20 protein-coding genes are annotated in these 26,205 nt (G+C 36.1%); 8 read left to right on the top strand and 12 right to left on the bottom strand.

Annotation, left to right across the window (positions count from 1 at the left end; translation table 11 throughout):
• Positions 1–490: 490 nt before the first annotated feature.
• Together nadB and ABDJ41_RS00630 are read left to right on the top strand one after the other, a co-directional pair.
• Positions 491–2,077 (top strand): L-aspartate oxidase, encoded by a 1,587-nt coding sequence (gene nadB, locus ABDJ41_RS00635; RefSeq protein WP_349783796.1) that lies wholly within the window; start codon positions 491–493, stop codon positions 2,075–2,077.
• 3 nt (positions 2,078–2,080) lie between these two features.
• Positions 2,081–2,590: a gamma carbonic anhydrase family protein gene (locus ABDJ41_RS00630; protein ID WP_349783795.1), complete on the top strand. Its 510-nt coding sequence runs from the start codon at positions 2,081–2,083 to the stop codon at positions 2,588–2,590.
• Here ABDJ41_RS00630 and ABDJ41_RS00625 read toward each other — a convergent pair whose 3' ends face one another.
• From ABDJ41_RS00625 to ABDJ41_RS00605, 5 genes are all read right to left on the bottom strand, one after another.
• Complete coding sequence (locus ABDJ41_RS00625; protein ID WP_349783794.1) at positions 2,591–4,219, bottom strand: Ig-like domain-containing protein; 1,629 nt, start codon at positions 4,217–4,219, stop codon at positions 2,591–2,593. It lies immediately after the preceding gene.
• Positions 4,220–4,383: 164 nt separating this feature from the next.
• Positions 4,384–6,246, bottom strand: a complete 1,863-nt coding sequence (mnmG, locus tag ABDJ41_RS00620; protein ID WP_349783793.1) for a tRNA uridine-5-carboxymethylaminomethyl(34) synthesis enzyme MnmG — start codon at positions 6,244–6,246, stop codon at positions 4,384–4,386.
• A gap of 144 nt (positions 6,247–6,390) precedes the next feature.
• The gene (locus ABDJ41_RS00615; protein WP_349783792.1) at positions 6,391–8,253 is read right to left on the bottom strand and encodes an ABC-F family ATP-binding cassette domain-containing protein; all 1,863 of its coding nucleotides are present in this window, start codon (positions 8,251–8,253) and stop codon (positions 6,391–6,393) included.
• 568 nt (positions 8,254–8,821) lie between these two features.
• Positions 8,822–9,256 carry an rRNA maturation RNase YbeY gene (gene ybeY / locus ABDJ41_RS00610; RefSeq protein WP_349783791.1) on the bottom strand — a complete coding sequence of 145 codons (435 nt, stop codon included), beginning with the start codon at positions 9,254–9,256 and terminating at the stop codon, positions 8,822–8,824.
• Positions 9,257–9,266: 10 nt separating this feature from the next.
• Positions 9,267–12,581, bottom strand: coding sequence for a hypothetical protein (locus ABDJ41_RS00605; protein ID WP_349783790.1), 3,315 nt, complete (start codon positions 12,579–12,581; stop codon positions 9,267–9,269).
• A 148-nt stretch (positions 12,582–12,729) separates the two neighbouring features.
• Here ABDJ41_RS00605 and ABDJ41_RS00600 point away from each other — a divergent pair, with 148 nt between their 5' ends.
• Positions 12,730–13,527, top strand: coding sequence for a glycerophosphodiester phosphodiesterase (locus ABDJ41_RS00600; protein WP_349783789.1), 798 nt, complete (start codon positions 12,730–12,732; stop codon positions 13,525–13,527).
• Positions 13,528–13,593: 66 nt separating this feature from the next.
• On the opposite strand, the gene ABDJ41_RS00595 is transcribed toward ABDJ41_RS00600, so the two are convergent.
• The 3 genes from ABDJ41_RS00595 to ABDJ41_RS00585 all read right to left on the bottom strand — a co-directional run bounded on the left by ABDJ41_RS00595 (position 13,594) and on the right by ABDJ41_RS00585 (position 16,060).
• Complete coding sequence (locus ABDJ41_RS00595; protein WP_008241764.1) at positions 13,594–13,785, bottom strand: cold-shock protein; 192 nt, start codon at positions 13,783–13,785, stop codon at positions 13,594–13,596.
• A 98-nt stretch (positions 13,786–13,883) separates the two neighbouring features.
• Positions 13,884–14,822, bottom strand: coding sequence for a hypothetical protein (locus tag ABDJ41_RS00590; protein WP_349783788.1), 939 nt, complete (start codon positions 14,820–14,822; stop codon positions 13,884–13,886).
• Positions 14,823–14,866: 44 nt separating this feature from the next.
• A complete protein-coding gene (locus tag ABDJ41_RS00585; RefSeq protein WP_349783787.1) occupies positions 14,867–16,060 on the bottom strand; it encodes an aspartyl protease family protein in 1,194 nt (397 codons plus the stop codon).
• Between the two features lie 88 nt (positions 16,061–16,148).
• Here ABDJ41_RS00585 and ABDJ41_RS00580 point away from each other — a divergent pair, with 88 nt between their 5' ends.
• Entirely contained in the window at positions 16,149–17,462 is a 1,314-nt protein-coding gene (locus ABDJ41_RS00580; RefSeq protein WP_349783786.1) for a D-alanyl-D-alanine carboxypeptidase/D-alanyl-D-alanine-endopeptidase, read from the top strand.
• Positions 17,463–17,473: 11 nt separating this feature from the next.
• On the opposite strand, the gene ABDJ41_RS00575 is transcribed toward ABDJ41_RS00580, so the two are convergent.
• The 4 genes from ABDJ41_RS00575 to porX are packed head-to-tail and all read right to left on the bottom strand — an operon-like array spanning position 17,474 to position 21,482.
• Positions 17,474–18,157, bottom strand: coding sequence for a M15 family metallopeptidase (locus ABDJ41_RS00575; protein WP_349783785.1), 684 nt, complete (start codon positions 18,155–18,157; stop codon positions 17,474–17,476).
• A gap of 12 nt (positions 18,158–18,169) precedes the next feature.
• Entirely contained in the window at positions 18,170–19,396 is a 1,227-nt protein-coding gene (locus tag ABDJ41_RS00570; protein ID WP_349783784.1) for an alanine dehydrogenase, read from the bottom strand.
• 60 nt (positions 19,397–19,456) lie between these two features.
• A complete protein-coding gene (gene tsaE, locus ABDJ41_RS00565; RefSeq protein WP_349783783.1) occupies positions 19,457–19,882 on the bottom strand; it encodes a tRNA (adenosine(37)-N6)-threonylcarbamoyltransferase complex ATPase subunit type 1 TsaE in 426 nt (141 codons plus the stop codon).
• 46 nt (positions 19,883–19,928) lie between these two features.
• Positions 19,929–21,482: a T9SS response regulator signal transducer PorX gene (gene porX, locus ABDJ41_RS00560; protein ID WP_349784720.1), complete on the bottom strand. Its 1,554-nt coding sequence runs from the start codon at positions 21,480–21,482 to the stop codon at positions 19,929–19,931.
• Between the two features lie 105 nt (positions 21,483–21,587).
• Here porX and ABDJ41_RS00555 point away from each other — a divergent pair, with 105 nt between their 5' ends.
• The 4 genes from ABDJ41_RS00555 to lpxA all read left to right on the top strand — a co-directional run bounded on the left by ABDJ41_RS00555 (position 21,588) and on the right by lpxA (position 26,198).
• Complete coding sequence (locus ABDJ41_RS00555) at positions 21,588–22,811, top strand: HD domain-containing protein (protein WP_349783782.1); 1,224 nt, start codon at positions 21,588–21,590, stop codon at positions 22,809–22,811.
• A gap of 119 nt (positions 22,812–22,930) precedes the next feature.
• A complete protein-coding gene (lpxD, locus tag ABDJ41_RS00550) occupies positions 22,931–24,004 on the top strand; it encodes a UDP-3-O-(3-hydroxymyristoyl)glucosamine N-acyltransferase (RefSeq protein ID WP_349783781.1) in 1,074 nt (357 codons plus the stop codon).
• Positions 24,005–24,006: 2 nt separating this feature from the next.
• On the top strand, positions 24,007–25,416 hold the full coding sequence (locus tag ABDJ41_RS00545; RefSeq protein WP_349783780.1) for a bifunctional UDP-3-O-[3-hydroxymyristoyl] N-acetylglucosamine deacetylase/3-hydroxyacyl-ACP dehydratase: 1,410 nt from the start codon (positions 24,007–24,009) through the stop codon (positions 25,414–25,416).
• The gene (gene lpxA / locus ABDJ41_RS00540; protein WP_074611404.1) at positions 25,413–26,198 is read left to right on the top strand and encodes an acyl-ACP--UDP-N-acetylglucosamine O-acyltransferase; all 786 of its coding nucleotides are present in this window, start codon (positions 25,413–25,415) and stop codon (positions 26,196–26,198) included. Before ABDJ41_RS00545 ends, lpxA begins: the two co-directional genes overlap by 4 nt.
• Positions 26,199–26,205: the final 7 nt, after the last annotated feature.

The raw sequence follows: 26,205 nt of genomic DNA, 5'->3' as shown, positions 1-26,205 counted from the left end.
TAAAGGTACGGAGTTTAAACACTTCAATAAATTATAATTATTTTAATATAAATAGATTTCTATTGTTTATTAGTCTGTTGATATTGTTTGTAAATATCATTTTTTTATGCTGATAATTGAGTTATTAGCAATTTACTAACATTTAGATTACATTTTCTTTTAAAATATCCGCTGATTTTCAATGAGATATTTATACGATCATTTTTTTATCAATATGAATATGTTTATTGTTAGTTTGTGTGTAAAACGTTAATAAACTAAAGGATCATGACGAAAAGTAGTTGAAATATTGTGGCAAATTATGTTTTTAGCTTAGCTTTAAACATTCAAATATATTTGTTCTGTTTCTATAGACAAGTAATCAACATTAATATCAACGTTGTTAACAAATATGAATTATAGGGTTGATTTTACTGATTTTAGAGTAGATATAGAGATTTGAAAAGGTATATAGATTCCTTATAATAAATTGAAATACAATAGTATAAGAATGAGAGAAGTAGATTTTTTGGTTATTGGATCAGGTATTGCCGGTCTTAGTTTCGCTTTAAAAGCAGCTCAGCATGGTAAAGTTTTAATTGTTACTAAATCAAATGAGGACGAGTCTAATACAAAATATGCTCAGGGTGGGGTAGCAGTTGTTGTTGATAAAGATGATTCATTTGAAAAGCATATAGAAGATACATTGATTGCGGGTGATGGTTTGTGTGATGAGAAGATAGTGGAAATAGTTGTAAAAGAGGGACCTCAGCGTATAGAAGAGATTATAGAATATGGGATTAACTTCGATAAAAATGGTACAGGAGTATATGATCTGGCTAAAGAAGGAGGGCATTCTGAACATAGGGTATTACACTATAAAGATGTTACCGGATACGAAATTGAGAGTGTTTTATTAAGGCAGATTCATCAGAATAAGAACATAGAGATATTAACACATTACTTTTGTCTGGAGTTAATTACGCAACATCATATGGGGCAGCATGTGGATAAGAGTTCTGAAGATATCAACTGTTATGGCATATATGCTTTTAATACAGAGCTTAACGATGTGGAAAAGATCTTAGCACGTGTGACTATCATGGCCTCTGGTGGTGCTGGTCATGTATATTCTAGTACTACTAATCCTGTAATTGCTACTGGTGATGGGATGGCGATGGTTTATCGTGCGAAAGGAAAAGTAAGAAATATGGAGTTCATTCAGTTCCATCCAACGGCTTTATATAACCCTGGAGAGTACCCTGCATTCTTAATTTCTGAAGCTGTGAGAGGTTTTGGAGGTGTACTGAGGAGGAAAAATGGTGATGAATTTATGTATGAATATGATAAACGTGGTTCGTTAGCGCCACGTGATATTGTAGCTCGTGCAATTGATGCTGAAATGAAGAAATCAGGTGAGGACTTTGTTTATCTGGATATAAGGAACCGCAGGAAATCAGATATTTTAGCGCATTTCCCTAATATATATGCTAAATGCTTATCAATTGGTATTGATATGACTAAGGATTTAATACCAGTTACGCCTGCAGCGCATTATATGTGTGGGGGAATTATGGTTGATGAGCATGGTAGATCATCTATAAAGAACCTTTATGCTTGCGGTGAATGTTCCTCTACCGGTCTTCATGGAGCAAATAGATTAGCTTCAAATTCACTTCTTGAAGCTCCTGTATTTGCACATCGTATATATGAAGATGCAATTAAAGTATTTAAAAATAATATCATACCTAATGATATTCCTGACTGGAATGCAAATGGTGTTACGCAGTCAGATGAGGATATTCTGGTAACGCATAATTTGCGTGAAACGCAAAAATTAATGAGCGATTATGTAGGTATTGTTCGTTCAGATTTCAGATTGGAAAGGGCTATGCGCAGGTTAGCTTTACTTCATGGAGAAACAGAGGAATTTTATAAGAAAAATAAGGTTTCTGTTAAGCTTTGTGAGCTTCGTAATGTGATACAGGTGGCTTTTTTAGTGATAAAAGCAGCAATGGTTAGGAAAGAAAGCAGAGGATTACATTATACAACAGATTATCCGGAACATTCTTCACAATTAACAGATACAATTTTTTAAGATATGGCGTTGATATTACCGGTTAAGGATAAGAATCCCAAATGGGGAAGTGATTGTTTTATAGCACCAAATGCTACAATTGTTGGTGATGTTTTGATGGGGAATAATTGCTCAGTATGGTTTAATGCTGTAATCAGGGGCGATGTAAATAGTATTACTATTGGAAATGAAACCAATATACAAGACGGTGCTGTAATTCATGCTACGTACCTTAAAGCCTCTACAATTATAGGAAACAGGGTGTCTATAGGTCATAATGCTATAGTACATGGTTGTATACTTAAAGATCATATTCTGGTTGGAATGGGAGCTATTATTATGGATAATGCACTGGTTGATGAGTATTGTATCATAGCAGCTGGCTCAGTAGTTTTAGAGAATACACGTTGTGAAAGTGGATTTATTTATGCAGGAACTCCAGCAAAAAAAATAAAGCCCATTACTGAAGAGCAACGGGCTTTATTGAATAAGCTACCAGATAATTATATGATGTATTCAGACTGGTTCAGGTAATTATTCCTTAGGAATAGTTACCGTTTCATTTCGTTCCCAGTTGGCTCTGATAGAAAGCTCTTTAGGTTCATTCCATATCTTTTCTGGCTGCAGACCAAGGGTTACATTACCAGTATCCCATTTACCATTTTTGTTGGTATCATAGCTTATTCTAAGCCAGTATTTTGCTGCTTTATAGTTGGCAAACCGAACAGTGGTATCCTTTTTCACTATCAAGGTATTTACTACACCTTTAGCCTCATTAAGTACTTCAAGAATATAACTTTTATTGGGTTCTGGTGGAACAATTTTAACGATAAGTGTTCCGTAATCATCCTTGCTCGCTAATGTGAATGTTTTATTAAATTCTTTGTTTTTAGTATTAAAAATAGCTGTGAATGCGCCATCTGCGAATTTAATATCATAGGTCTTTTTTGGTTTCCACGGATATGTTAAATAATAAGAAAGGAAGTCTGATGTATCTTTTACCAGCGTAAAGTTTTTTCGATCAATGGAGTCTTCCAATAGCGTTATTTTTGTTATATCTGTACTTTCAATCGGGAAATTGAAGCTCAGTTTTAACGGTTTATTAGGGTTTAATAATCGCCCTTCTATATTATCAGTTGCACTTAATACCCTTGTATAAGTTTCTTTTTTGCCCCTGGTAAAATTAGCAGTTTGTAATACTTTACCATCCTCTTTAATAGCAACTTTAGTTGAATCAAAGCTCAGATCCTTGAGCCAGACCTTTAATGAATCATTGTTTTTGCTGAATTTTATCAGTTTTGCAGCATCTAAATTTGGTGGGTCGGTAACTACTACCTCAGGTTTTTTGAGTTTTTGGTTAAAGGATAAACTGATACTTCCATCGGCATTAAGTCTTCTGTCAACGATTCTGAATGTGCTTGCATCTTCTTTAAAAAGGGCAAGATTAACATTTGATTTAACAGAATCAAGTACTATTGAATCTTTAATAAAAGCTATTTCATCTGAAGCTTGCTGATAGATACGATCTCCATTCTTTTCCTTAAGTGCATATATCTTATAAGTATCCTTTCTAAGGTTATTTAATGAATAATTACCACTGCTATCAGTTGTAGTAAAGATTGATGGTTTTTGTTTTCCAAAAAGGGTATCTCTGTTTAATGGAAATATAAATACAACAGCATCTAATTCGGGTAATCCTGTAACTGAATTGATTACCTGTCCTTTTATACTTAGCGAATCAAGTTGTGGCCCCGTTGAAAATACATAAGTAAAGTTTTTAACTACATTACTTTCATTTACATCCACTATGGCTTTACCAAAATTGAGTGTGTATGTTGTATTTTTTTCCAGAGTATCCTGAATACTTATTTCGAGTTTTTTTCCTTTTGTTTTTAAAATAGGAGGGCGCTCCATTTCAGGAGATACACTAAACTCTTTGAATTCATTTTGGATTTTAAAATACTCATCAAATTCTACTACAATTTTAGTAGAGGTAAAATTTACGCTAAGATCTTTTGGTGTGATTTTCAAAACCTTGGGAGGTTCAGTATCTCTAGGCCCTCCCTGGGGTTGCTGAATACTGGCACAAGCATAAAATACTATGCTTATCGAAAAAAGGGTAATAAAATTCCTTAAGTTTTCTATAATTCGTTTTTTAGCCATTTATCTGCGCTGTATTTAATTTTATTATGTTTTTGATGAATATCATTCAGAGTTTCTAAAACTTCCTTATATCGCATATATTGAAGCCTGTTTTAAAGATATCTAATTTTTATTTAATTAACTATAAATCAACCGTTTATGTGATTATTACTTATTTTTATCTATTATCTGCTGATATGAACCATTAAAACTGATATATCAGATGGAGTAACACCAGAAATTCTGGAAGCCTGACCCAAAGTTCTTGGTTTTATTTTTAATAATTTCTCGCGGGCTTCTTTTGATAAAGATACCAATTGTGAATAATCAAAATCTGGATTGATGTCTTTATCTTCCATCTTTTGCATTTTGTTTATAATTTCCTGCTCTTTCTCAAAATAGCTTTCATATTTTATTTTGATTTCCGCTTGTTCAATAGTTTCTTTATCGAAATCCTGAAGCAGATTATCTAAAGCAGTACTTACTTTTCTTACATCATTTATACCTACTTGTGGTCTGCCCAGTAAGCTGATTATTTTCACATTTTGATTTAAAGGAGTAGTGCCGAGACTTTCCAGCATGTCATTGGCTATACTCATATCTACACTTTGTTTTTTGGCAAAGGCAACAATTGCATCAGAGTTTTCAATTTTTTTATTGACAATTTCCATGCGTTCGTCATTGATTAATCCTAAGGAATGTGCAATAGGGGATAGCCTGATATCAGCATTATCCTGACGTAACAATAAACGATGTTCAGCTCTTGAAGTAAACATCCTATAAGGTTCCTCTGTACCTTTTGTAACAAGGTCATCTATTAAAACACCTATATAAGATTCCGATCTTTTCAGGATCAGCTCATGATTGTCATTTATTTTCTGATGAGCATTGATTCCTGCTATAAAACCCTGACTAGCAGCTTCTTCGTATCCTGTAGTGCCGTTTATCTGACCTGCAAAGTATAGATTACTGATTAATTTGGTTTCAAGGGTTAATTGTAGCTGTGTAGGTGGGAAAAAGTCATATTCTATAGCATATCCAGGTCTGAACATCCTGGCATTTTCGAATCCTGGTATCTGAATCAATGCACGGTATTGTACATCTTCAGGCAGTGATGTAGAAAAACCATTAACATAGATTTCGCAAGTATTCCAGCCTTCTGGTTCAACAAATATCTGGTGTCTTTCGCGTTCTGCAAATCGATTAATTTTGTCTTCTATTGATGGACAATACCTGGGACCAAGTCCTTTTATACGACCAGTAAACATAGGAGATTTTTCAAATCCTTCTTTTAAAGTTTCATGTACTTTTGCATTGGTATAAGTAATCCAGCAGCAACGTTGTTCGGTTGGGCGAGCTACGTTTGTATAAGAAAACCTGCTTGGATTTTCATCACCCCATTGCTCTTCCATCACAGAATAATTTAATGAGCGGCCATCAATACGGGGTGGGGTACCGGTCTTCATTCTGCCTGCCTCGAAGCCTAGTTCTGTAAGTTGTTCAGTTAAACCGGTTGCAGCTTTTTCACCTGTTCTGCCACCACCAAATTTCTTTTCTCCGATATGGATTAATCCATTAAGGAAGGTGCCATTTGTTAATACAACACTCTTTGCTTTTATCTCAACACCAATTGAAGTTTTAACACCAACAACAGTATTATTTTTAATAATCAGACTACTCACCATGTCTTGCCAGAAGTCTACATTAGGTGTACGCTCTAGTGCAAGTCTCCATTCTTCCGCAAATCTTTTCCTGTCATTTTGCGCTCTTGGACTCCACATTGCAGGACCTTTAGATAGGTTGAGCATTCTAAATTGCAATGTAGTTTTATCACTTATAATACCGGAGTAACCACCCATGGCATCTATTTCACGTACAATCTGACCTTTTGCGACTCCGCCCATTGCTGGGTTGCAACTCATTTGCGCAATGGTTTCCATGTTCATTGTGATGAGTAGGACGGAAGAACCAAGGTTAGCCGCTGCTGCCGCTGCCTCACAACCTGCGTGGCCTGCGCCTACTACGATTACATCATATTCTTTAAACATTTCGTTTTTTTATTTTAAGTGTTTCACGTGGAACGTATAGAGTCTATGCTTGAAATTTAAGGTCCGTTCCACGTGGAACATTTGATTTTCTAAAATTATTTTATTAGTTTTTATTCTTTAAACGATCAGGAATATTAGTTATTACTATTGTTCCGAAAGGGTCAGCCAACGCTCTGTTATTTGTTCCAGTTCGGTATTTAATTTTTCTATTTCTTCTGTTTTATTTTGAAGCTCTATATAATTTGCACTATCAATATTTGAAAGAGATAATGTTAAATCTTTAATTTGATTTTCAACTTCAGAGATTCTTGATTCCAGTTCAATGATTTCTTGCTGCTCTTTATAACTCAATTTTTTTACCGGGGCAACAGTGGTAGAAGGAGTAGAATTTTGTTTTGGTTTTTGTTCAGGTTTTTCTTTTGCCGTATCCAAACTAATTCTATACTCTGAATAGTTTCCATTGTAAATTGCTACATCACCATTCCCTTCCATGATAAATAATTGCTCACTCATTTTATCAAGTAAATATCTATCGTGAGAAACTAAAATCAGGACACCAGGAAAATTTTCAAGGAATTCTTCTAACACATTTAGTGTATCAATATCTAAATCATTGGTTGGCTCATCCAGAATCAGAAAGTTTGGATTTTGCATCAAAACTTTCATCAGGTGTAAACGTTTCTTTTCACCACCACTTAATTTCTCAACCATCCCATGTTGTTTTTTAGGAGGGAATAAGAATAAGGTTAAAAGTTGTGAAGCAGATATCGTCTGGCCATCTGCCATTTTTATATACTCGGCATCCGATTTTACAATATCAATTACGCGTTCTTTTTCATTGAAAGCTAAACCGCCCTGTTTGTAATATCCATATACTGTGGTTTCGCCTGTGCTTACCTTTCCTTTTTCTGGTGATAAAAATCCGGTTATGATATTTAGCAAAGTAGATTTACCTGTTCCATTTTTGCCGGCTAAACCAATACGATCTGCACGTTTAAATGTATAACTGAAATCATTAATGATCTTTTTACCATCAAAAGATTGTCCGATATGATCTAGTTCAAGGATTTTATTTCCTTGCCTGGACATCTTTACATTTAAAGTAACCTTTTGATTGTCAGATCTTTGCTTTGTTTTTGCGTCTAGATCATAAAAGGCATCAATTCTGGATTGTGATTTTGTTGTACGCGCTGCAGGCATCCTTCTCATCCATTCCAACTCCTTTTTAAGTAAGTTTTTATTTTTCTGGAATGTACTTTCGTCAGCAGCTTCTCTTTCTGATTTCTTTTCCAGGAAGTAAGCATAGTTTCCATTATAATTGTAAATCTTGCCTCTGTCAAGCTCTACGATAGTATTACATACATTGTCCAGAAAGTAACGATCATGAGTAACCAGCAATATGGTTTTGTTACCTGAGGTCAACAGTTTCTCCAGCCATTCTATGGTATCAATATCTAAATGGTTGGTCGGCTCATCCAATACATAGATTTCAGGATCTTCGATCAGTAGTTTAGCTAATGCCAGACGCTTCTTTTGTCCGCCAGATAGGGTAGATATCTTTTGTTGTAAATGAGTGATACCCATCCTGCTCAGAATAGTTTTTATTTCATGCTCATATTCCCAGGCGTTATGTTCGCTAAGTTCTTCATACAAGCGGTTTAATTTTTTCTCATCAGGGTTAGGGTCTTCAATTAATTCCTCATATTCTTTAATCAGCTGTTGTTGTTTATTTTCCAGTGAAAAGATGAAATCACTAATGGAATAACCGTCTGGAAAACTAGGTTCCTGATCTAGAAAACCTATTTTAACAGATTTATTCTTTACAATTTTTCCTTCCAGAGGAGTAAACCTTTCGGCAAGAAGTTTTAATAAGGTGCTTTTTCCGGCTCCGTTAATACCTACCAACGCTACGCGTTGCCCGGTTTGGATGCCCAGTGTTAAGTTTTTGAATAGCCATTCATCGTGATAGGCGTGGCCTAAGTTTTCGGCTGCAATAAGTGTGCTCAAAGTCTGTGTTTAACGATATTATGATAAGAAATTACCACAAAAGTAAGCAATAATTATTTGTGGTATATATCCGGTACTTTTGAATCTACGATATGTGAATTTCATTATTTTATCCCTCGGAGTAATTGTGTTTAATTTGTCTGCATTTTTAACTATATCTAAGCAGCGTGCAACCTAAAATGATATGGCTCTTTTTGCAGATCTGGAAAATTTTTAAAAAACTCACTGAATGAATGTAACAGAAATGTTATGTTTAATGCAGAAGATTTCCAACCCCGATTTTGGAGGTAATTTGGGCCGAAAAACGGCTTTATTAGAAGGTGTCTGAGTAAAGAACCCAGCGTAGTCCAGTGTCTTTGTCATAAAACGATGTGATTGCGTTAAAACGGCTAAAAACAACAAGTATGAGCTTGCGTGTTTTTTAAAATTGAAAGATTTTTTTAGTTGCTGAAATCCTTAAAAAACCTGCGGTTTTTATTGGAAATTAATTTAGGGATGCTTATACTTTCGCACGTGATCCTTCTCTGTCTTTTTTAGAGCTCCGGTCTTTGTTCTTAATCTCGGCTTCTTAATATTTCAATAAAAGTTCGAGATAGTAATCTTCCTTTTCGGTCATCTTTAACTTTTCTGCTTTGCTTTTATCTCTGTATCCAAGAAGATGAAGTGTGCCATGGATAATAACCCTGCATAATTCCTGAGTAACGGTATGTTTAAAGGTATCAGCATTTTCTTTTATTCGCTCAATGCTGATAAATATATCCCCCACAATGGTTTTAAGCACCTCAGAGTTATCAAAAGTTATAACGTCGGTATAAGTGTCATGATCAAGGTATTCCTGGTTTATACGCAGTAAATACTCGTCTGAACAAAGAATGAAGTTTAGCTCCTGTAAAATATATCCTTCTTCAGCAATTGCTGAAGCTACCCAATCTTTGATTGCTCTTTTATTTTTTAGGAGATAATTGGTTTCTTCATTAAAGAAATTAATACTTGCTTTGCTCATCAGATGTAAATTATTGCCCCGAATTTAGCAATTTAAAATATTCGGTGATTTTATTTTTGTAATAATGGTTTAGGTTTGGTGGTAATTTTTGCAACCATTCTGTTTCATTCTTTTCATTGGATTTAAATTTTTCCAGCATTTTCTGATAGGATGGTGGAAAGTCTTTTCCTGCTTTACTTTCTCTTTTTGCATCTTGATCCTGTTCCCGCATGGCATTTTCAGCTTCTAATAGTTTGGTCAGCAATTCTTTTTGACGATTCATTGTTTGCTGTTCCAGTCTTTTATTAACTAGCTCCGCTTCGGTGGCTTTCATATCCTGGATCATCTGATTGAGGTTACCCAACCCACCTTTTCCATCTTTATTTTCTTCTCTATTTATTTTTTGTAGTGCTTCACGGATCATCTGCTGCTGCTGAGCCATTTTTGCAAACTCCTCGCTCATTGTACCTTTTGGCACAGTTCCTTTGTTGCCATTTTTTTGCATCTGTTCCCGGGCTTTTTGCATATTATTGTTCAGTTGTTGCTGCATTTGCTGCAATTGCTTCATGCTTTGCTTCTTTTTTCCCTTGCCGCCGCTTTTACTGTTTTTCATCATGTCCTGTAACTGATTGAGCGCTTCACTAAGCATCAATGAGAGATTATTTACAGAGGTCATGGTATACTGTTGGTTTTTATTTGCTCCGGAAGTATTTCTTTCACCCAGATTTTCTAAACTTTTGTCGATGTTAAAGTTGATTTTTTGCATCTCCTCATTTACCGTACTTTCTATTTGAGGAACACGTTTGCTTAAAGAATAAAGACTATCTGCAATCACTTTCATATTGTCTTTTATTTCCCTTTGCTTCTGGACATTGCTGGTATACTGTGGATCGGAGCTATTCAGTCGTCTTAAGTTGAGCATTACTTTTTCCTGGTCAAACGAGGTTTTTAGAAGATTCTCCAGTAATCTGCGTAATTCCTGTGCATTCAGATTGTTTTCCATTTCTGCAGAGTCGTCCTGCATTTTTTTCAATTTTTCTGCTTGCTGTTCCATTTTTTCAGCTGCTTTTTGCTGACTTTCAGCTGCTTTTTTTCTGTCTTTTTTATCGAGTTGTTCTTCACTATTTTTCTGTTCCTGAGCGATATCATTCATTTCTTTTTCAGGAGCACTAAAAGAATTGGGGCGGTCTAACTCCTGGTTTTTTTCATCAAGTTTTTTAAGTTCCTTTTGAATTTCATTAAGTGATTTCGACAGCTCTTTTTGTTTCGATTTTAAATCATCAGGAGCTGAGTTCTTTTCTAAGCTCTGCTTTGCCAGATCCTTTTGCTGTTTGGCAAGGTCATTTAACCGATCTATATTATTCTGCAGGTTTTGTTCAAACTCTAACTGTTTATATAATTCTAAAATGCGATCAAGCTCATTCTTTAGCGATTTATTATCCATTTGCATTTTAGACAATTCCTGTCTTGTCTGATCCTTATTGTTCTGGTCCATCAGATTTTGCAATTTTTCCAGCAATGCTTTGGTTTTTTCGTCCAACACATTTTTAAACAGATCATCGATCTGCTTTTGTTTGTCTGCAAGCTCTTGTTTAATCAGGTTGTTTTCTTCTTTTTCGACTGTATTTTTTTTGTTCAGATCATTGATCTCTTTCACAGCTTGTTCTAATTGTTTTTGCTTCTCCAGCAATTGCTCAATCTGTTTTTTGTCATCAAAAGAAATCTCTTTTTTATCTAATAATGTTTCTCCTAGTTTTTTACTTTCCTTCTCAACCTGTCCAGCCAGTTTAATGGTTTTTTCCATTTTTTGCTTTAGTGCCAGGCTGTTTTCGTTTATTTTTTCAGCTATTTTTCCAGAGCCTGGAATTTCATATACCTTAAGATCTGATTTTGTAGTTTTTGGGCCGTTTATGGCATCATTATCGGAAACTTCAAAATAGTACTCCAGGCTTTGACCTGGTTTGATCAGCGGGTCATTCAGATCCCATAGAAAAAAGAAAGCACCTTCTTGCCTGTTCTTTTTTACCGGGATAGCTTTACTTACCGTCATCTTTATTTTGTTATTTTCTTTGATGATATATTTGAATTTTAGTGAAGTAAATCCATGGTCGTCTGTAATGTTTCCAGTAAAATATCGTGCTTTACCGCTTAAAGAATCAGGTGTTTCGGTTACTGTAATTCTTGGGAAATCATCTTTAATCACATTAATCTGATGATTAAGGGAGTCTCTGTTATTAACAAATTGATTTTGAGGAATGATACCGTATCTGGCGCTTTCCCTTATTGTACCACTATAAGAAAACGAATTGTTTAAAGCAGTTAAGATCAGTTTTTTATTGCCAATGTTAAAATTCAGCCGATTGCTGTTTTTGGTTTCCATTTTCCAGCTTACACGGGTTCCTTCAGGGATTAACAGATCTCCTGCATTTTTAATACTTTCATTTTTTTTATTAAGATACGCCGGGTAGGCCAAATCTGCAGTAATATTAATAACTGAAGGACGAGGTTTTACTTCAATTGTAAAAGGGGGAGAATTAAAGCCTCCTGCCTGGAACATTATTTTGTGATTTTTTTGCAGGTTTTTAAATGTATAATTAAATCTGGTTGTGCTCTCTTTTTCCAGCTTGTAGGTATTAGCCCCATCATTAACATACACTTCCTGTGGGATTTCATTGCCGTTTAGCTTTAATTTTAAAGCGATATCATCCCCTTGTGCTACCACAAGCTTATTTGTTAGCAATTGGAAATCGAACGGCGCTTTAGGTAAAATTTGTTTATTATACTGTACAAAGCTGCTTGTTCCTTCTTTTAAAATGACCGGGGCAATGATTGCAATCAATAATATTATGGTTGCCGGAGCGAGAAAATACTTGATGTATTTCTTGTTTTCTGTCAACTTTATGGCACTTGAAAATGGGATTGGGTTGAGTTCTGCTATTTTCTGGTCCAGGCCTGCGAGAATGAGCAGACTGTTGCCAGGGGATTCATCTGCCATAGCTTTCAGTTGCAAAGTGTTTAGCAGTTTGTCTTTTACATTAAAAAAGTGATTGCCAATGATAGCAGAAGCTTCTTCTATACTTAGGTTTTTGCTGAGTTTGAAATAAGCTAATGCAGGTTTAAGGACCAGAAAAGAGATAATGAATGCCGCCAGGGCCAATGATCCAAAAAACAAACTGGTTTTTATTATTGCTCCGGGCTGGAAATAGTAGACTAACACAAATATGAGCAGATACAGGGCTAATAGTAATGCCAGGGCATAAATGCTCCCACGTAAAAGTTTATTGAGGTAAAACTTTTGTGTAAACTCGTTAATTTTAGAAACTAAAAGTTCGTAGTTACTGCTCATTTATTTTTTCCTATAGCTTTGCTCAAGGCAGTTTTTTGATAAAAATAGAGATATAATCTATGTTTTAATTAATGTTTATCGATTTATTAACTTTATGAAAGCTGGATTATTATTTATTAAATGATATTTTAGTAAAAAAAACACGCACATGAAACATTTATTATTTGGACTCATCCTTACTTCAATAGGACTAAATGGCGCTTTTGCGCAAAAAAAAATGAAAACAATTAATACCTGGAGCAAAAATGAAGTGATTGCACACAGGGGTGCTTTTAAAGCAAAATCACTTCCTGAGAACTCCATTGCTGCATTAAACGAGGCGGTTCGTATTGGTTGCCATGGTTCTGAGTTTGACGTACATATGACTGCTGATGGCGTTTTGGTCGTAAACCATGATCATGACTTTTTAGGTATTCATATTGAAAAATCTACTTACAAAGAATTGCAGGCAAAAAAACTTTCAAATGGAGAGTATATTCCTACTTTAGAAAATTATTTGAAGACAGGATTGAAACAAAAAACGACCAGATTGATTCTGGAAATTAAACCATCTAAATCCGGGGCAGAATATGATAAGGTTTTAACAGCTAAAGTTGTGGCAATGGTACATAAGCTTAAAGCTCGTCCCTGGGTTGATTACATTAGCTTCAGCTATCAGATTCTGCAGCAGGTAAAACAGCTGGATCCAGAAGCAAATGTATCTTATCTGGCTGGAAACGTATCTTTAGAGAAACTAAAGCAAGATGGTTTTTATGGTGCTGATTACCATTATTCCGTTTATAAAAAAGGGGAATGGTTTGCTAAGGCAAAAGAATTAGGATTAACAATAAACGCATGGACTGTAAATGATGCCGCTGATATGAAATGGCTATTAGACAATAAAGTTGAGTTTATTACTACTAATGAACCTGAAATGCTTTTAGAGCTTATTAAAAGCCGTAAATAAAAGCATATAAAACAAAAAAGCATCGCGGGTTATCCGCGATGCTGTACAATTTATGTTTTTAATAATCTAGATTACTTTAACATTAATCGCATTCAACCCTTTTTTGCCGCTTTCTACGTCATACTCAACTTTATCGTTTTCACGAATTTCGTCGATAAGGCCTGTTGAATGTACAAAGATTTCGCTATCACCGTTTGCAGGGATAATAAATCCGAAACCTTTAGTTACATTAAAAAATTTTACTGTTCCTTCTTGCATTGTATTATTTATTAAAAATTAAGTGTGCAAGGTACATATTATTTTTTTATAATGTGCAAACGCTTCATTTTTTGATAAATATAAAAAATAATGTGATGTTAAGCTTTATTTTTACGGCCTGTAACGATCAGATTAATTTCGCTTGAGTGCTGAATTCCAAGGGTTTCACCCGGAATTGTTTTTAAAAGATTTTGCAGGTAAACGTTAATTATGGCCTCCAGAGTTTTCTTTCTGGGCTCATAATTTTCAGGTTGATTTACCCTGAATTTACCCAGATATATCTTTCCTTTTTCATCTACAACTGCAGAGAATTCGTAACCGAAATCATCATAAGCTTTTACGATGTCAATGCGATATTTAGGGAAGAGATAGTCGTATGATTCTGTTTTGCCATTCAATTTATCAACACTGCTGATTTTCTTTACGCTGATCATGTCGCTTAGCGGGATAAACCGGACTGGTTGTCGGCCCGCAAAGGCACTATCAAGATTGTTTGGGTTTCTGTTAGACTTTTCTGAAAGTTCTTTTATGTATAGTGTATCGGCCTTAGTTGGTTTTTGTAATTCTCCTACTGTTGTTTTAAGTACATTATTAATGTAATTTTCTGAGTACCAGGTAATGTTTACATCCGAGCGAATGTCTTTTGATATTTCCCGTCCTGTTAAATGGAGCCTTTGAAATACCAGGCTGTCTTTACTGATTTTTTTTATTCTGAACCATTCCTTGGCAAAATTGTACACATCGCCATGATCATAATGGAAATAAAAGCTCTGCATACGCTTTTTCTGTGGGCTATAAGCTTGTATTGTATCGGGGTCTTTAAACTGAATAATCCAGGTAGGTTCTTGCTGAAACCCTAATTCATTAAAAGAAAGGCCGGTACTAAACCGACGTTTTACCTCATAAAATTTTATCCCCATAATAGAGTCAAAAGATATGCGCCCTCTGAATTTCGAAGGCTCTTTAGAATTACTGGTACAACTGCTGATCAACAGTAAAATGCCTGCTGCGATAGTTAAGGTGCCGGATTTCGTCATGTAATGGTAAAGGTATTCGTTTAAGGCAAAGGTATAACAATCCTTTAAATTCTTTGTTTAAGCTTAAACACCCTGATAATTAATTCATTGTTTCTATAGATAGTGAGAATGATGTTTTTGCCGTCAGCAGATTTAAAAAGGGTATTTATTTCGTTTAATTTATAACTGGCAACAGGGACGAAATTAATGGAAACGATCTCATCATCAACCATTACACCTGCGATTTCAGCTGGTGAACCCGGCTCTATTCTACTTACAAAGTAATGCAAAGATTTGTTTTCCTGGGCATACACTTCTAATCCCGACATATCATGTTCAAAAGGGCGGTTAAATTGTCTGCCTTTCCTTAGATACATAGACTTGTTCCCATAATCCAATATAATGTTGAAGCGGCTTAACACATCCGCACCCAGATTGCCATTTCTATCCTTAAGTAAGATCTTTGCAGCAACGTCATCATATACCGGATAAGATGCCAACACGTTTTTTAGTTTAAAACTCCCGATTTTTAAGGAGGATAAACGCCCGACGCTTCCATCAATGGGGCCGCTCATACCAACCCCCAGGTTCGCTTTTATTGCATTTGTGGGAACGGGGAATGGTTTCTCGTTTAATCTCTCCAATGAAATTGCATGACTGGCGCCGTTGTCAACTAATGTTTTTATGCTTATTTCTCCATAATCAGGACTTTCAATACTTATGTTTATATAGGGCTTATTTCCAATGAGTTCAATTGGGATTCTTTCTCCTTTATTTTTTCCACCAGCAACTGGGTTTTTGAATAGCAATCTCTTTGAAGTGTATTTTATTTCAACGATAAAGCTATTAAAGAAATAATAGCCTAATAGGCCATAAATTTTCATGCCGATATAATTGGAGAGTCCAAATATATCCTTTTTAAGGATCGCTGTAGGGATGTTATTAATGGTAGCTTTTCCTATTTGAGCAGAGACATCATTTGAAACATACGCATCAATTTCATTGCCTTTACCTAGCCCGGAGATTTTGATGGATCTGGATATTTTAATGCCAATGCTGTCAATTAAAGTAGGGTCTGTGATGATCAGAGGGCCTACACCAGTATCTAGAATAAAATTGAAAGGGCCTTTATTGTTAATATAAAGGGGGACTATAATCAGGTTTTTAACCAGGACAAACGAGATCGCGTCTTTATTTTTATCTCCTTTGAAATGAAACTGCTGGCCTTTGGCGATTAAGACTGTGCAAATTTGTATCATCAGGAGACATACATACACCCTGAGTTTATTAAAATTAATGTTGCACATTAACAATTTCATTAAACTAAATTAATAAATTAGTAGCAGTATGATTAGATCTGCAAGTAAATATCTTGCTGTATTCGGACTTATTTTTTTAATAAGTTGTTCTACCGAAAGACAGGTTTCAAAGAGTTTAAAAAAAGCTTTTACACGTTCAGAAGTGTTGAAGCAGTATTATGTGGGCTTTGCATTATACGATATGTCTGCCAGAAAAATGCTGTTTGAACAACATGCAGACCAGTACTTTACTCCTGCCTCCAATACAAAGCTTTTTACCTTTTATGCAGGTTTAAAAATGATTCCTGATTCGATTCCTTCACTCAGATATATAGAAGAAGGGGATTCTTTGATCTTTTGGGGAACAGGAGATCCTTCATTTTTGCAAAGTAAGCTGAAAGGGACTAGGGCTGCTGATTTTTTGAGGCTTTCTAACAAAAAAATTTTCTATGCTCCTGGTAGATACACAGGTCATTTTTATGGAAGCGGCTGGCAATGGGATGATTATAATGACTATTATCAGGCTGAAATAAACGAATTGCCAATCATGGATAATCTGGTCAGTGTGACGAGCCGGAATGGTAAACCAATGGTTTTTCCAGATCTGTTTAAAGATTGTTTTGAAGCAGATTCGTTATCAAAGAAGAATGTCTTTTCAGTAACGCGCGATTTTATAGGCAATCAATTTAAATATCCCAATGTTTCTGTAAAGGAAGGATACCGGCAGCAAATACCTTATAAGGTTAGTCTTCCGATTACGCTGTCTCTGCTGTCGGACACGTTGAATAAACAGGTGACTGTGATCAATAGAAAAATGCCCCTCAATGCAAAAACAATTTATAATTTAAAGAGAGATTCAGTGCTGAAGGAACTGATGTTGCCAAGTGATAATTTTATTGCTGAACAGTTGTTGTTAGTCTATGGAAATCAGCTTGGTGAAGAGTTGAATGCAGATAAGGTTATTAATCATGTTTTGAAGAGTTATTTATCAGAGCTTCCGGATAAGCCAGTCTGGGTAGATGGTTCTGGTCTTTCACGATACAATTTGTTTACACCCAGAGATATGGTTAAGGTGTTAGAGCTGATTTATACAGAGGTAAATAATCCAGAAAGACTGTATGATCTGCTTCCTGCAGGAGGTGAGAGTGGTACGTTAAGGAATGCTTACCCAAAGACGAATCAACCATTTATTTTTGGGAAAACAGGGACACTTTCCGGAGTACACAATCAGAGTGGTTATGTAATTACAAAAAGGGGTAAAACCTATATCTTCTCATTTATGAATAACAATTTTGTTGTACCAACGATTGAGGTGAGAAAAGAAATGGCAAGGATTATGACCTATATCCACGATAAATATTAATGCTTCTGAATCTATAATTTTTGAAAGGGAATGTCCATCAGGTTATAAGTCTGCCAGCCAATAAAGTCGTAATGCCACCATTCATTTTTTAATACACGGAACCCAAACTTCCTCATGGTTTGGATAAGAAATTCCCTGTTTTTTATAACCTGAGGAGGTAACTTATTATAGGTTACTGAAGCTTGTTCTGCAAAACTGTCATAAGCCGTAGGCATCTTAAGCTCCTTGCCTGTTTTTAGGTCAATTAAAGTAAGATCTACTGCGCATCCACGGTTATGTCTGGACCCTTTATTTGGATTGGCTACAAAAGCTTTATTTGAAGCCTCTCTATAAAAGGCAACTGTAATTCTGTAAGGACGGTAGGCGTCAAAAACCTTTAGTCCATAACCCTTCTTCTTAAGTTCCGCCTGTACTTTTTGCAATTGTAACACTACAGGTTTTCGGGCAAATGCACGAGCCTGGGGGTACATTCTGCGCTTCATAAAGTTATCTGTGGTTGCATATTTGATATCTAGTACAAGCCCAGGGATATGCTTTTTGAGTTCCAGCAATTGATGATTGGTATTCTCTTTGCAGGATTTTAGATAATCTGCATGCGATTCTATCTTTAACCCATGAGGATTTGGCTCTTTTTTTTGTGCATAAACAGAAACATAACAGGCGACGAATAAAAGTAGCAAGATTTTTTTCATCATGCCGATAAGGGGTTACTGATTTGCAGCTACGAGTAATTCTATGTCTTTATATGGCAAATTAAACATGTTCGACAGATCTTTGCTGGTTAGATGTCCCTGATAAATGTATAGTGCTTCCCTAATGCCAGGTTTGCTCCATACAAGATTCATCAGGCCGCCCATATCGCCTATATCTACCAGGATGGGAGTAAAGATATTAGTTAATGCGTAAGAGGCCGTTCTTGGCACTCTGGATGCAATATTAGGAACGCAGTAGTGAATGACATCATGCTTTCTGAAAACAGGGTCTTTATGATTTGTAACTTCAGAGGTTTCAAAACAACCACCCTGATCAATACTGATATCAATAACTACAGAATTCGGTTTCATGCGGGCCACGGTTTCTTCCATTACAATACATGGGCTTCTGCCATGTGATGCACGAATGGCACCAATTACTACGTCACAGGTGGTAATGGCTTTATCTAGTACGATGGGCTGCATAACGGATGTAAACACACGGGTTCCAAGGTTGTTTTGCAATCTTCTGAGACGATAAAGAGAGCTGTCAAATACTTTCACCTCCGCGCCAAGAGCTATTGCGGTACGCGCAGCGTATTCACCTACGGTTCCTGCACCTAGAATAACAATTTCAGTTGGGGGGACACCTGTAAAGCCACCAAGCATAAGGCCTTTTCCTCCAGTTACATTACTCAGATACTCTGCAGCTATAAGAATTGAAGTTGCACCAACAATTTCGCTCATTGAGCGCACTACACTTAATATACTGCCCTCGTCTCTCAGATTTTCAAAACAAAGTGCATTGATCTTTTTGCTTAATAAGGCTTTTAGATAGGATTCCTTAAGATTTCCCATTTGCAAGGCAGAAATAAGGGTCTGTCCTTTGTGCATTAATGCTATTTCTTCAATTGTTGGAGGGGCTATTTTGACTATAATATCGGCATCGAAGACTTCCTTTTTATTGAAAGTGATGATCGCTCCCTGTTCACTATAATTATTGTCTGAAAAGTTTGCACCATTCCCTGCGCCAGCTTCAATAATTACTTTATGACCATTGTTTACCAAAAGGGCTACCGAAAGAGGAGTTAACGCAATCCTGTTTTCCTGGAATGAAATCTCTTTTGGGATGCCAATATACAAACTGTTATTCTTCTCATCTATTTTTGCCATTGCCTCTTTTGGTTGTATCAAACCTTTTTGAGCAATAGAGGCCATACCTTCGCGTAATCCTGTAGCCATTATTAGTTATAATTTGGACTGAAATTTAAGCAAAATACCTGAAATTAAGCATGTTTGATTTTAATTTTTCGAAACAGACAATAAACGGGTATTCTCATTTATTACATTGATTTCAATTTTTATATAGTGTTCTGGTATTAGAGACTCTATTTTGGCAGGCCATTCTATGAAACATTTATTTCCAGAATAAAAATACTCCTCGTAGCCGATGTCATACGCTTCCTGAAGATTTTTAATTCTATAAAAATCAAAATGATAGATAATATATCCGTTTGCTTCATATTCATTAACAATAGAAAATGTAGGACTCGTTACTACTTCAGTTACACCAAGTGCTTTTGCAAGTGACTTGATTAATGTCGTTTTCCCAGCACCCATTTCCCCATCGAAGATGAATATCTGTTCTTCACCTGCAAAGGTGACAATCTGTTTTGCAGCCTTTTCTAGCTCTGGAAGTCCGTTAACTTCAATTTTTATACTATTCATGCTACAGCAAATTTAAATATTTCGGTTAAAAGTTACTGGAAATCCTTTACTTTGAACTGTATGTAGCAATAGGTATAATCATTTCTTCAAGTGATATCCCCCCATGTTGGAAGGTCTCATTATAATAGTTTACAAACTGATTGTAGTTGTTTTGATAAACAAAATATTTGTCCTCTTTGGCGAAGATATAGTTAGAGCTGATATTGATCTTTGGCAGCTGTGCTTCGTGTGGATTCTTAATCAGAAATACTTCTTTTGCGTTATAATTCAGGTTTCTACCTTGCTTATATCGTAGGTTGGTATTGGTATTTCTATCCCCGATTACCTTGCTCGGGTTTTTAACTCTTATTGTACCGTGATCTGTTGTGATTACAAGTTTCACTTTCTTCTGAGAGATCTTTTTAAGCAAGTCCATTAAGGGAGAATGCTCGAACCATGAAAGTGTTAATGATCGATATGCCGCATCATCATTAGCCAGCTCTCTGATCATCTGCATATCTGTGCGGGCATGTGAAAGCATATCTACAAAGTTGTATACAATAGCATTAAATTCATTTTGTAGTAGATTATTTACCTGCTCATTTAATGCTTTTCCATCATCATAAGTCAGAATTTTGTTGTAGCTGAACTTGCAGTCCTTACGCAGGCTACGTTTAATCTGGTCAGCAAGGAAAGTTCCTTCATGCATATTCTTACCCCCTTCGTCATCATCATTTTGCCATAGTCCCGGGAATCTTTTTTCCATTTCCAATGGCATCAATCCTGAAAAAATAGAGTTTCTTGCATATTGTGTTGCTGTAGGCAAGATGCTTGAATAAGTGTCTTCTTCATCCATTCTAAAGAATTCTGTAATTAATGGATTGATAATTCGCCATTGGTCATAACGTAGGTTGTCAATCAAAATAAAGAAAACGGGAGTAGTGCTGTTGATCAGTGGAAATACTTTCTTCTTTAATAGGTCGTTAGACAGCAATGGGGCAGTCTCTTTTCTGTTTACCCATCCAAGGTAATGGTCTTCAACAAATTTCGAAAACTGAGTATTGGCTTCAGATTTTTGCATCGTTAAGATTTCATGCATCTGAGGATCATCCAGCTTCTCTAGTTCCAATTCCCAGAACACAAGCTTTTTGTAAACATCTACCCATTCTTCATAACTTAGTTTGTCGTTAAGCGTCATGCCCAAACGTCTGAAGTCTTGCTGATAAGCCATAGAAGTTTTTTCACTTACCAATCTTTTGTTGTCAATGATCTTTTTAATGGTCAGTAAAACCTGTTTAGGGTTCACTGGTTTAATTAAGTAATCATCTATTTTGGAACCGATGGCATCTTCCATCAGGTTTTCTTCTTCACTTTTAGTAATGAGTACTACAGGGACATCATTTCTAATGTTTTTAATGGCCGTCAAGGTTTCCAGCCCACTTAAGCCTGGCATGTTTTCATCAAGAAAAACCAAGTCGAAATGTTCCTTCCCAAATGCTTCAAGGGCATCATTACCATTTGTAAAAGTGGTCACATGATATCCTTTTTCGTTCAATAATAATATATGTGGTTTTAATAAGTTGATCTCATCGTCGGCCCAAAGAATCTTTGTTTCTTGCATCATAGTATGTGTATACTGTAAAAATAATTCCTCAAAAAGAGTCATCTCTTTCTTAGTTGTGGATAAAAATAGCAATTTTTGTACCGTATAATTTATTTTTAAGTCTTGAACAAAAAGAAAATCATCAATGATCCGGTATACGGCTTCATAAATATTCCTTCTGAAGTTGTATTTGATCTGATTTCACATCCATATTTTCAAAGACTAAGGTATATCAAGCAGTTAGGGATGACCCATCTTGTATATCCGGGAGCTTTGCACACCAGGTTTCATCATGCTTTAGGCGCGATGCACCTGATGAGCCTTGCTATTGAAGTCCTAAGAGGAAAAGGGCATGAGATTACCGTTGAAGAAGAAGAGGCTGCTACGATTGCGATTTTGTTGCATGACATTGGGCATGGGCCTTTTTCTCATGCGCTGGAGCACACCTTGGTGAATGGGATCAAACATGAGGATATTTCCATGTTTATGATGGAAAAGCTAAATGTGGAGTTCGAGGGGCGCCTGACTCTTGCTATTAACATTTTTAAAGGGGATTATCATAAACACTTTCTTCCTCAGCTGGTTTCCAGTCAGCTGGATTTGGATAGAATGGATTATCTGAACCGTGATAGTTTCTTTACCGGAGTTAGTGAGGGGGTAATTAGCTTTGATCGTATCATTAAGATGTTTAATGTACTGGATAATCAACTTGTGATTGAAGAAAAGGGGATTTACTCGATTGAGAAGTTTCTTATTGCCAGAAGATTGATGTACTGGCAGGTTTATTTACATAAAACGGTAATTGCTGGTGAGATGTTGCTGGTAAAGATTTTGGAACGGGCGAAAAAACTTGCATCAAATGGTGAAATTCTATTTGCTACTCCGGCGTTGCAACATTTTTTAAAAAACGATATTGCTGAAATTGATTTTTTCTCGACAGAAGATCATTTATTGCAATTCTCAAAATTAGATGATCAGGATATTTTTGCTTCCGTAAAAGTATGGGTTGATCATTCTGATAATATTTTATCGAAACTTTGTGCAATGCTTACACAAAGGAATCTTTATAAGGTAGAAATTAGCAATAATGAACCTTATGAAAACCGTGTGAGAGATTTGCGTGAGCGAATGGCTGCATTTTTGAATTTAAATGAAACGGATGTTTGCTATTTTGTGTTTACTGATATAATTAGAAATCGAGCGTACAATGCTGGAATTGGCAATATTAATATTCTGTTGAAAAACAATACGATCATAGATATTGCAAAGGCCTCGGATTTATCTAACTTAGAATCTTTAGACAAAACTGTAAAGAAACATATACTGTGCTATCCGAGAATTATTTAGCACTTTTTAACAAAATAACTGGCATTTAATCCCGTTTTTTATACTGTTGACTATAAAAAGTAGTCAATAACCTAAATAGGTTTATTTGTTCATATCAATTTAACATATAACTTTGTAAAATGCAATTTACTGCCAAGCAGATAAGTGAGTTTATAGATGGTACCATTGAAGGGGATGAAAACGTTCAGGTTGGTGAGCTTTCCAAAATAGAAAATGGTAAGAAAGGTTCTTTATGCTTTTTATCTAACCCTAAGTACGAGAACTATTTATATCTGACAAATGCGTCAGTTGTAATTGTAAGAAAGGATTTTTCTCCTTCTCAGCCTGTCAGCAGCACAATGATCCGTGTTGCAGATCCCTATAGTGCTTTCTCTGTTTTATTGGAGAAGTATAATGAGGTAATGAACCAAAATAATTCACAGGTTGGTATAGAACAACCTTCTTTTATTCATCCATCAGCAAAAATAGGTAAAAATGTATTTATCGGAGCGTTTAGTTATGTTTCCGAAAATGCACAGATTGGGGATGGTTCAAAGATTTCTGCTCAGGTATTTATCGGTGCCGATAGCATTATTGGAAAAAAATGCTGTATACATCCTGGGGTAAAAATTTACAATCGTTCAGTTTTAGGTAACAATGTAATTATTCATTCGAATACAGTAATTGGTAGTGATGGTTTTGGATTTGCCCCTCAGGCTGACAGGACTTATTCTAAAATTGCCCAAATTGGGAATGTTGTGATTGAGGATGATGTAGAAATTGGTGCAAATACAGCTGTTGATAGGGCCACAATGGGTTCTACTTTTATCAGGAAAGGTGTTAAACTAGATAATTTAATTCAGATTGCACATAATGTTGATTTGGGAGAACATAGCGCTGTAGCAGCACAAACTGGAATTTCGGGCAGTACAAAAGTAGGCGAGAATGCGCTTATTGGCGGACAAGTTGGAATTGCCGGTCACCTTACACTGGCTAAGGGCACACAGATTGGTGCACAAGCAGGAATAAACTTTAATACAACCGAAGAAAATAAACAATGGCATGGCAGCCCTGCCCAGCCTTTAAGAGATTGGATGCGTGCATCTGTGATCTTTAAGCAATTGCCAAACGTTGAAAAAAGAATAGCCAGCCTTGAGTCCAAAATTAAGGAGCTTAACTTGATCATCGAACAAAACAGTACAATATCAAAATAATAATGAACGTTAAACAAAAGACCATAAAGAACGAAGTTTCGGTACAAGGCGTTGGCCTGCATACCGGAGCAAATGTTACGCTTACATTTTGTCCGGCTCCGGAAAATCACGGGTTCAAATTTCAAAGAATTGACCTTCCTGGAAGTCCGATTATAGATGCGGATTGCGATAATGTTACTGATACTGCCAGAGGAACTACAATTTCTCAAAATGGAGCCAGCGTAAGTACAGTAGAGCATGTTATGGCTTCTTTGGTAGGGATGGATTTGGATAACGTATTGATGAAGCTTGATGGGCCTGAAACTCCTATTATGGATGGCAGTGCTATTCAGTTTCTTGATGCTTTGGAAAGCGCCGGGGTTCATTTACAGAGTCAGGACAGAGAGTATTTCCAAATTCCTCACAATATAACTTATACTGAGCCTGATAGAAAGGTTGAGATTGTTGCAATGCCTTTAGATGATTACAGGTTCACTTGTATGATTGACTATAATTCACCTGTATTGGGTAGTCAACATGCTGGAATTTCTAGTATTGCAGAGTTTAAGAAAGAAATTGCTTCTTGCAGAACATTTTGTTTTTTGCATGAATTAGAATATCAATTGCAAAATAACCTGATTAAAGGAGGTGATTTGAATAATGCAATTGTAATTGTAGATAAAGAAGTTACTAAGGAAGAGCTAGATCACCTTGCTAAAATATTCAAACGTAAAGCAATCGAAGTTGCTCCTCAGGGCATTTTGAATAATATGGAATTGAGGCATCAGAATGAGCCTGCAAGACATAAATTGCTGGATATGATTGGTGACCTTGCACTTGTTGGTGTTCATTTAAAAGGCCATATTATGGCGGCAAGACCTGGTCATGCCGCAAACGTGGCTTTTGCAAAAAAAATCAAAGCAGCTATCAAAAAGGAGAAGAACAAAAAGGTTCAGCATGTGTATGATACTAATGTTAAGCCGCTATACGATATTGTTCAGATTATGGACATTCTTCCTCATCGTCAGCCATTTTTGTTTATTGACAAAATTTTGGAATTAAGTAAAACCCACGTTGTGGGTTTGAAAAATGTGACGATGAATGAGGAATTTTTTAAGGGGCATTTCCCTGGTGCACCAGTTTTTCCTGGTGTTATCCAGATTGAAGCAATGGCTCAAACAGGTGGGATATTGGTGCTTAGCACGGTTCCTGATCCAAGAAATTATTTAACCTTGTTCCTTAAAATTGATAATGTCCGTTTTAGAGCACAGGTTTCTCCGGGTGACACTATAGTTTTCAGATGCGACTTAATGGAGCCGATCAGACGTGGAATTGCACAAATGAAAGGTGTCGGAATGGTAGGTGGAAAAGTTGTGGTTGAAGCAGAAATGATGGCCCAAATCATAAAAGTAAAAGAAAACGAAACTACATGATACAACCCTTAGCGTATATACATCCTCAGGCAAAAATAGCCGATAATGTAGTTATTGAACCTTTTGCTGTAATTCATAAAGATGTTGAGATAGGTGAGGGTACCTGGATTGGCTCTAATGTGGTGATTATGGACGGTGCCAGGATAGGTAAGAACTGCAGGGTTTTTCCTGGATCGGTAATTTCGGGTGTGCCACAAGATTTAAAATTTGCCGGTGAAGTGACTACTGCTGAAATTGGTGACAATACAACAATCAGAGAGTGCGTTACGATTAATCGTGGGACAAAGGATAAGTGGAAGACTGTTATTGGCAGTAACTGTCTTATTCAGGCTTATTCGCACATCGCTCATGATTGTGAGGTGGGAGATTATTGTATTTTCTCAAACAGTACAACGCTGGCTGGTCACATTACAATTGGGAACTACGTGGTTCTTGCAGGATTAGTTGCAATACATCAGTTTGTAAAGGTCGGTTCACACGCATTTGTTACTGGTGGTTCATTGGTTCGAAAAGACGTTCCTCCTTATGTTAAGGCAGCCAGAGAGCCTTTGTCTTACGCTGGAATTAACTCTGTTGGTTTAAGAAGAAGAGGTTTTTCTTCTGAAAAAATTAATGAGATACAGGAGATTTACAGGGTTTTATTTGTGAAGCATAACAATGTGACCAAGGCTCTGGATATGATAGAAGCTGAATTTGCCCCTACGGAAATCCGGGATGAGATCGTAGATTTCATCAGGAACTCAAACCGTGGTGTAATGAAAGGCTTTGGCTCTGGAAGTTAAGGTGTTT

Source organism: Pedobacter sp. ASV1-7 (assembly GCF_040203335.1).
In the GTDB taxonomy this organism is placed as follows: Bacteria; Bacteroidota; Bacteroidia; order Sphingobacteriales; family Sphingobacteriaceae; genus Pedobacter.
Note: the sequence above shows the minus strand (reverse complement) of the source record. Positions and strands in the feature narration are given on the sequence as shown.

What these genes read in the sequence shown, in the direction of transcription:
- ABDJ41_RS00580 (WP_349783786.1), top strand. Translation starts at nt 16,149, where the DNA reads ATGATTAGATCTGCAAGTAAATATCTTGCTGTATTCGGACTTATTTTT.
- ABDJ41_RS00605 (WP_349783790.1), bottom strand. Translation starts at nt 12,581, where the DNA reads ATGAGCAGTAACTACGAACTTTTAGTTTCTAAAATTAACGAGTTTACA.
- ABDJ41_RS00575 (WP_349783785.1), bottom strand. Translation starts at nt 18,157, where the DNA reads ATGATGAAAAAAATCTTGCTACTTTTATTCGTCGCCTGTTATGTTTCT.
- ABDJ41_RS00585 (WP_349783787.1), bottom strand. Translation starts at nt 16,060, where the DNA reads ATGATACAAATTTGCACAGTCTTAATCGCCAAAGGCCAGCAGTTTCAT.
- ABDJ41_RS00595 (WP_008241764.1), bottom strand. Translation starts at nt 13,785, where the DNA reads ATGCAAGAAGGAACAGTAAAATTTTTTAATGTAACTAAAGGTTTCGGA.
- mnmG (WP_349783793.1), bottom strand. Translation starts at nt 6,246, where the DNA reads ATGTTTAAAGAATATGATGTAATCGTAGTAGGCGCAGGCCACGCAGGT.
- ABDJ41_RS00570 (WP_349783784.1), bottom strand. Translation starts at nt 19,396, where the DNA reads ATGGCTACAGGATTACGCGAAGGTATGGCCTCTATTGCTCAAAAAGGT.
- ABDJ41_RS00625 (WP_349783794.1), bottom strand. Translation starts at nt 4,219, where the DNA reads ATGGCTAAAAAACGAATTATAGAAAACTTAAGGAATTTTATTACCCTT.
- nadB (WP_349783796.1), top strand. Translation starts at nt 491, where the DNA reads ATGAGAGAAGTAGATTTTTTGGTTATTGGATCAGGTATTGCCGGTCTT.
- lpxA (WP_074611404.1), top strand. Translation starts at nt 25,413, where the DNA reads ATGATACAACCCTTAGCGTATATACATCCTCAGGCAAAAATAGCCGAT.
- ABDJ41_RS00545 (WP_349783780.1), top strand. Translation starts at nt 24,007, where the DNA reads ATGAACGTTAAACAAAAGACCATAAAGAACGAAGTTTCGGTACAAGGC.
- ABDJ41_RS00590 (WP_349783788.1), bottom strand. Translation starts at nt 14,822, where the DNA reads ATGACGAAATCCGGCACCTTAACTATCGCAGCAGGCATTTTACTGTTG.
- ybeY (WP_349783791.1), bottom strand. Translation starts at nt 9,256, where the DNA reads ATGAGCAAAGCAAGTATTAATTTCTTTAATGAAGAAACCAATTATCTC.
- tsaE (WP_349783783.1), bottom strand. Translation starts at nt 19,882, where the DNA reads ATGAATAGTATAAAAATTGAAGTTAACGGACTTCCAGAGCTAGAAAAG.
- ABDJ41_RS00600 (WP_349783789.1), top strand. Translation starts at nt 12,730, where the DNA reads ATGAAACATTTATTATTTGGACTCATCCTTACTTCAATAGGACTAAAT.
- porX (WP_349784720.1), bottom strand. Translation starts at nt 21,482, where the DNA reads ATGCAAGAAACAAAGATTCTTTGGGCCGACGATGAGATCAACTTATTA.
- ABDJ41_RS00630 (WP_349783795.1), top strand. Translation starts at nt 2,081, where the DNA reads ATGGCGTTGATATTACCGGTTAAGGATAAGAATCCCAAATGGGGAAGT.
- lpxD (WP_349783781.1), top strand. Translation starts at nt 22,931, where the DNA reads ATGCAATTTACTGCCAAGCAGATAAGTGAGTTTATAGATGGTACCATT.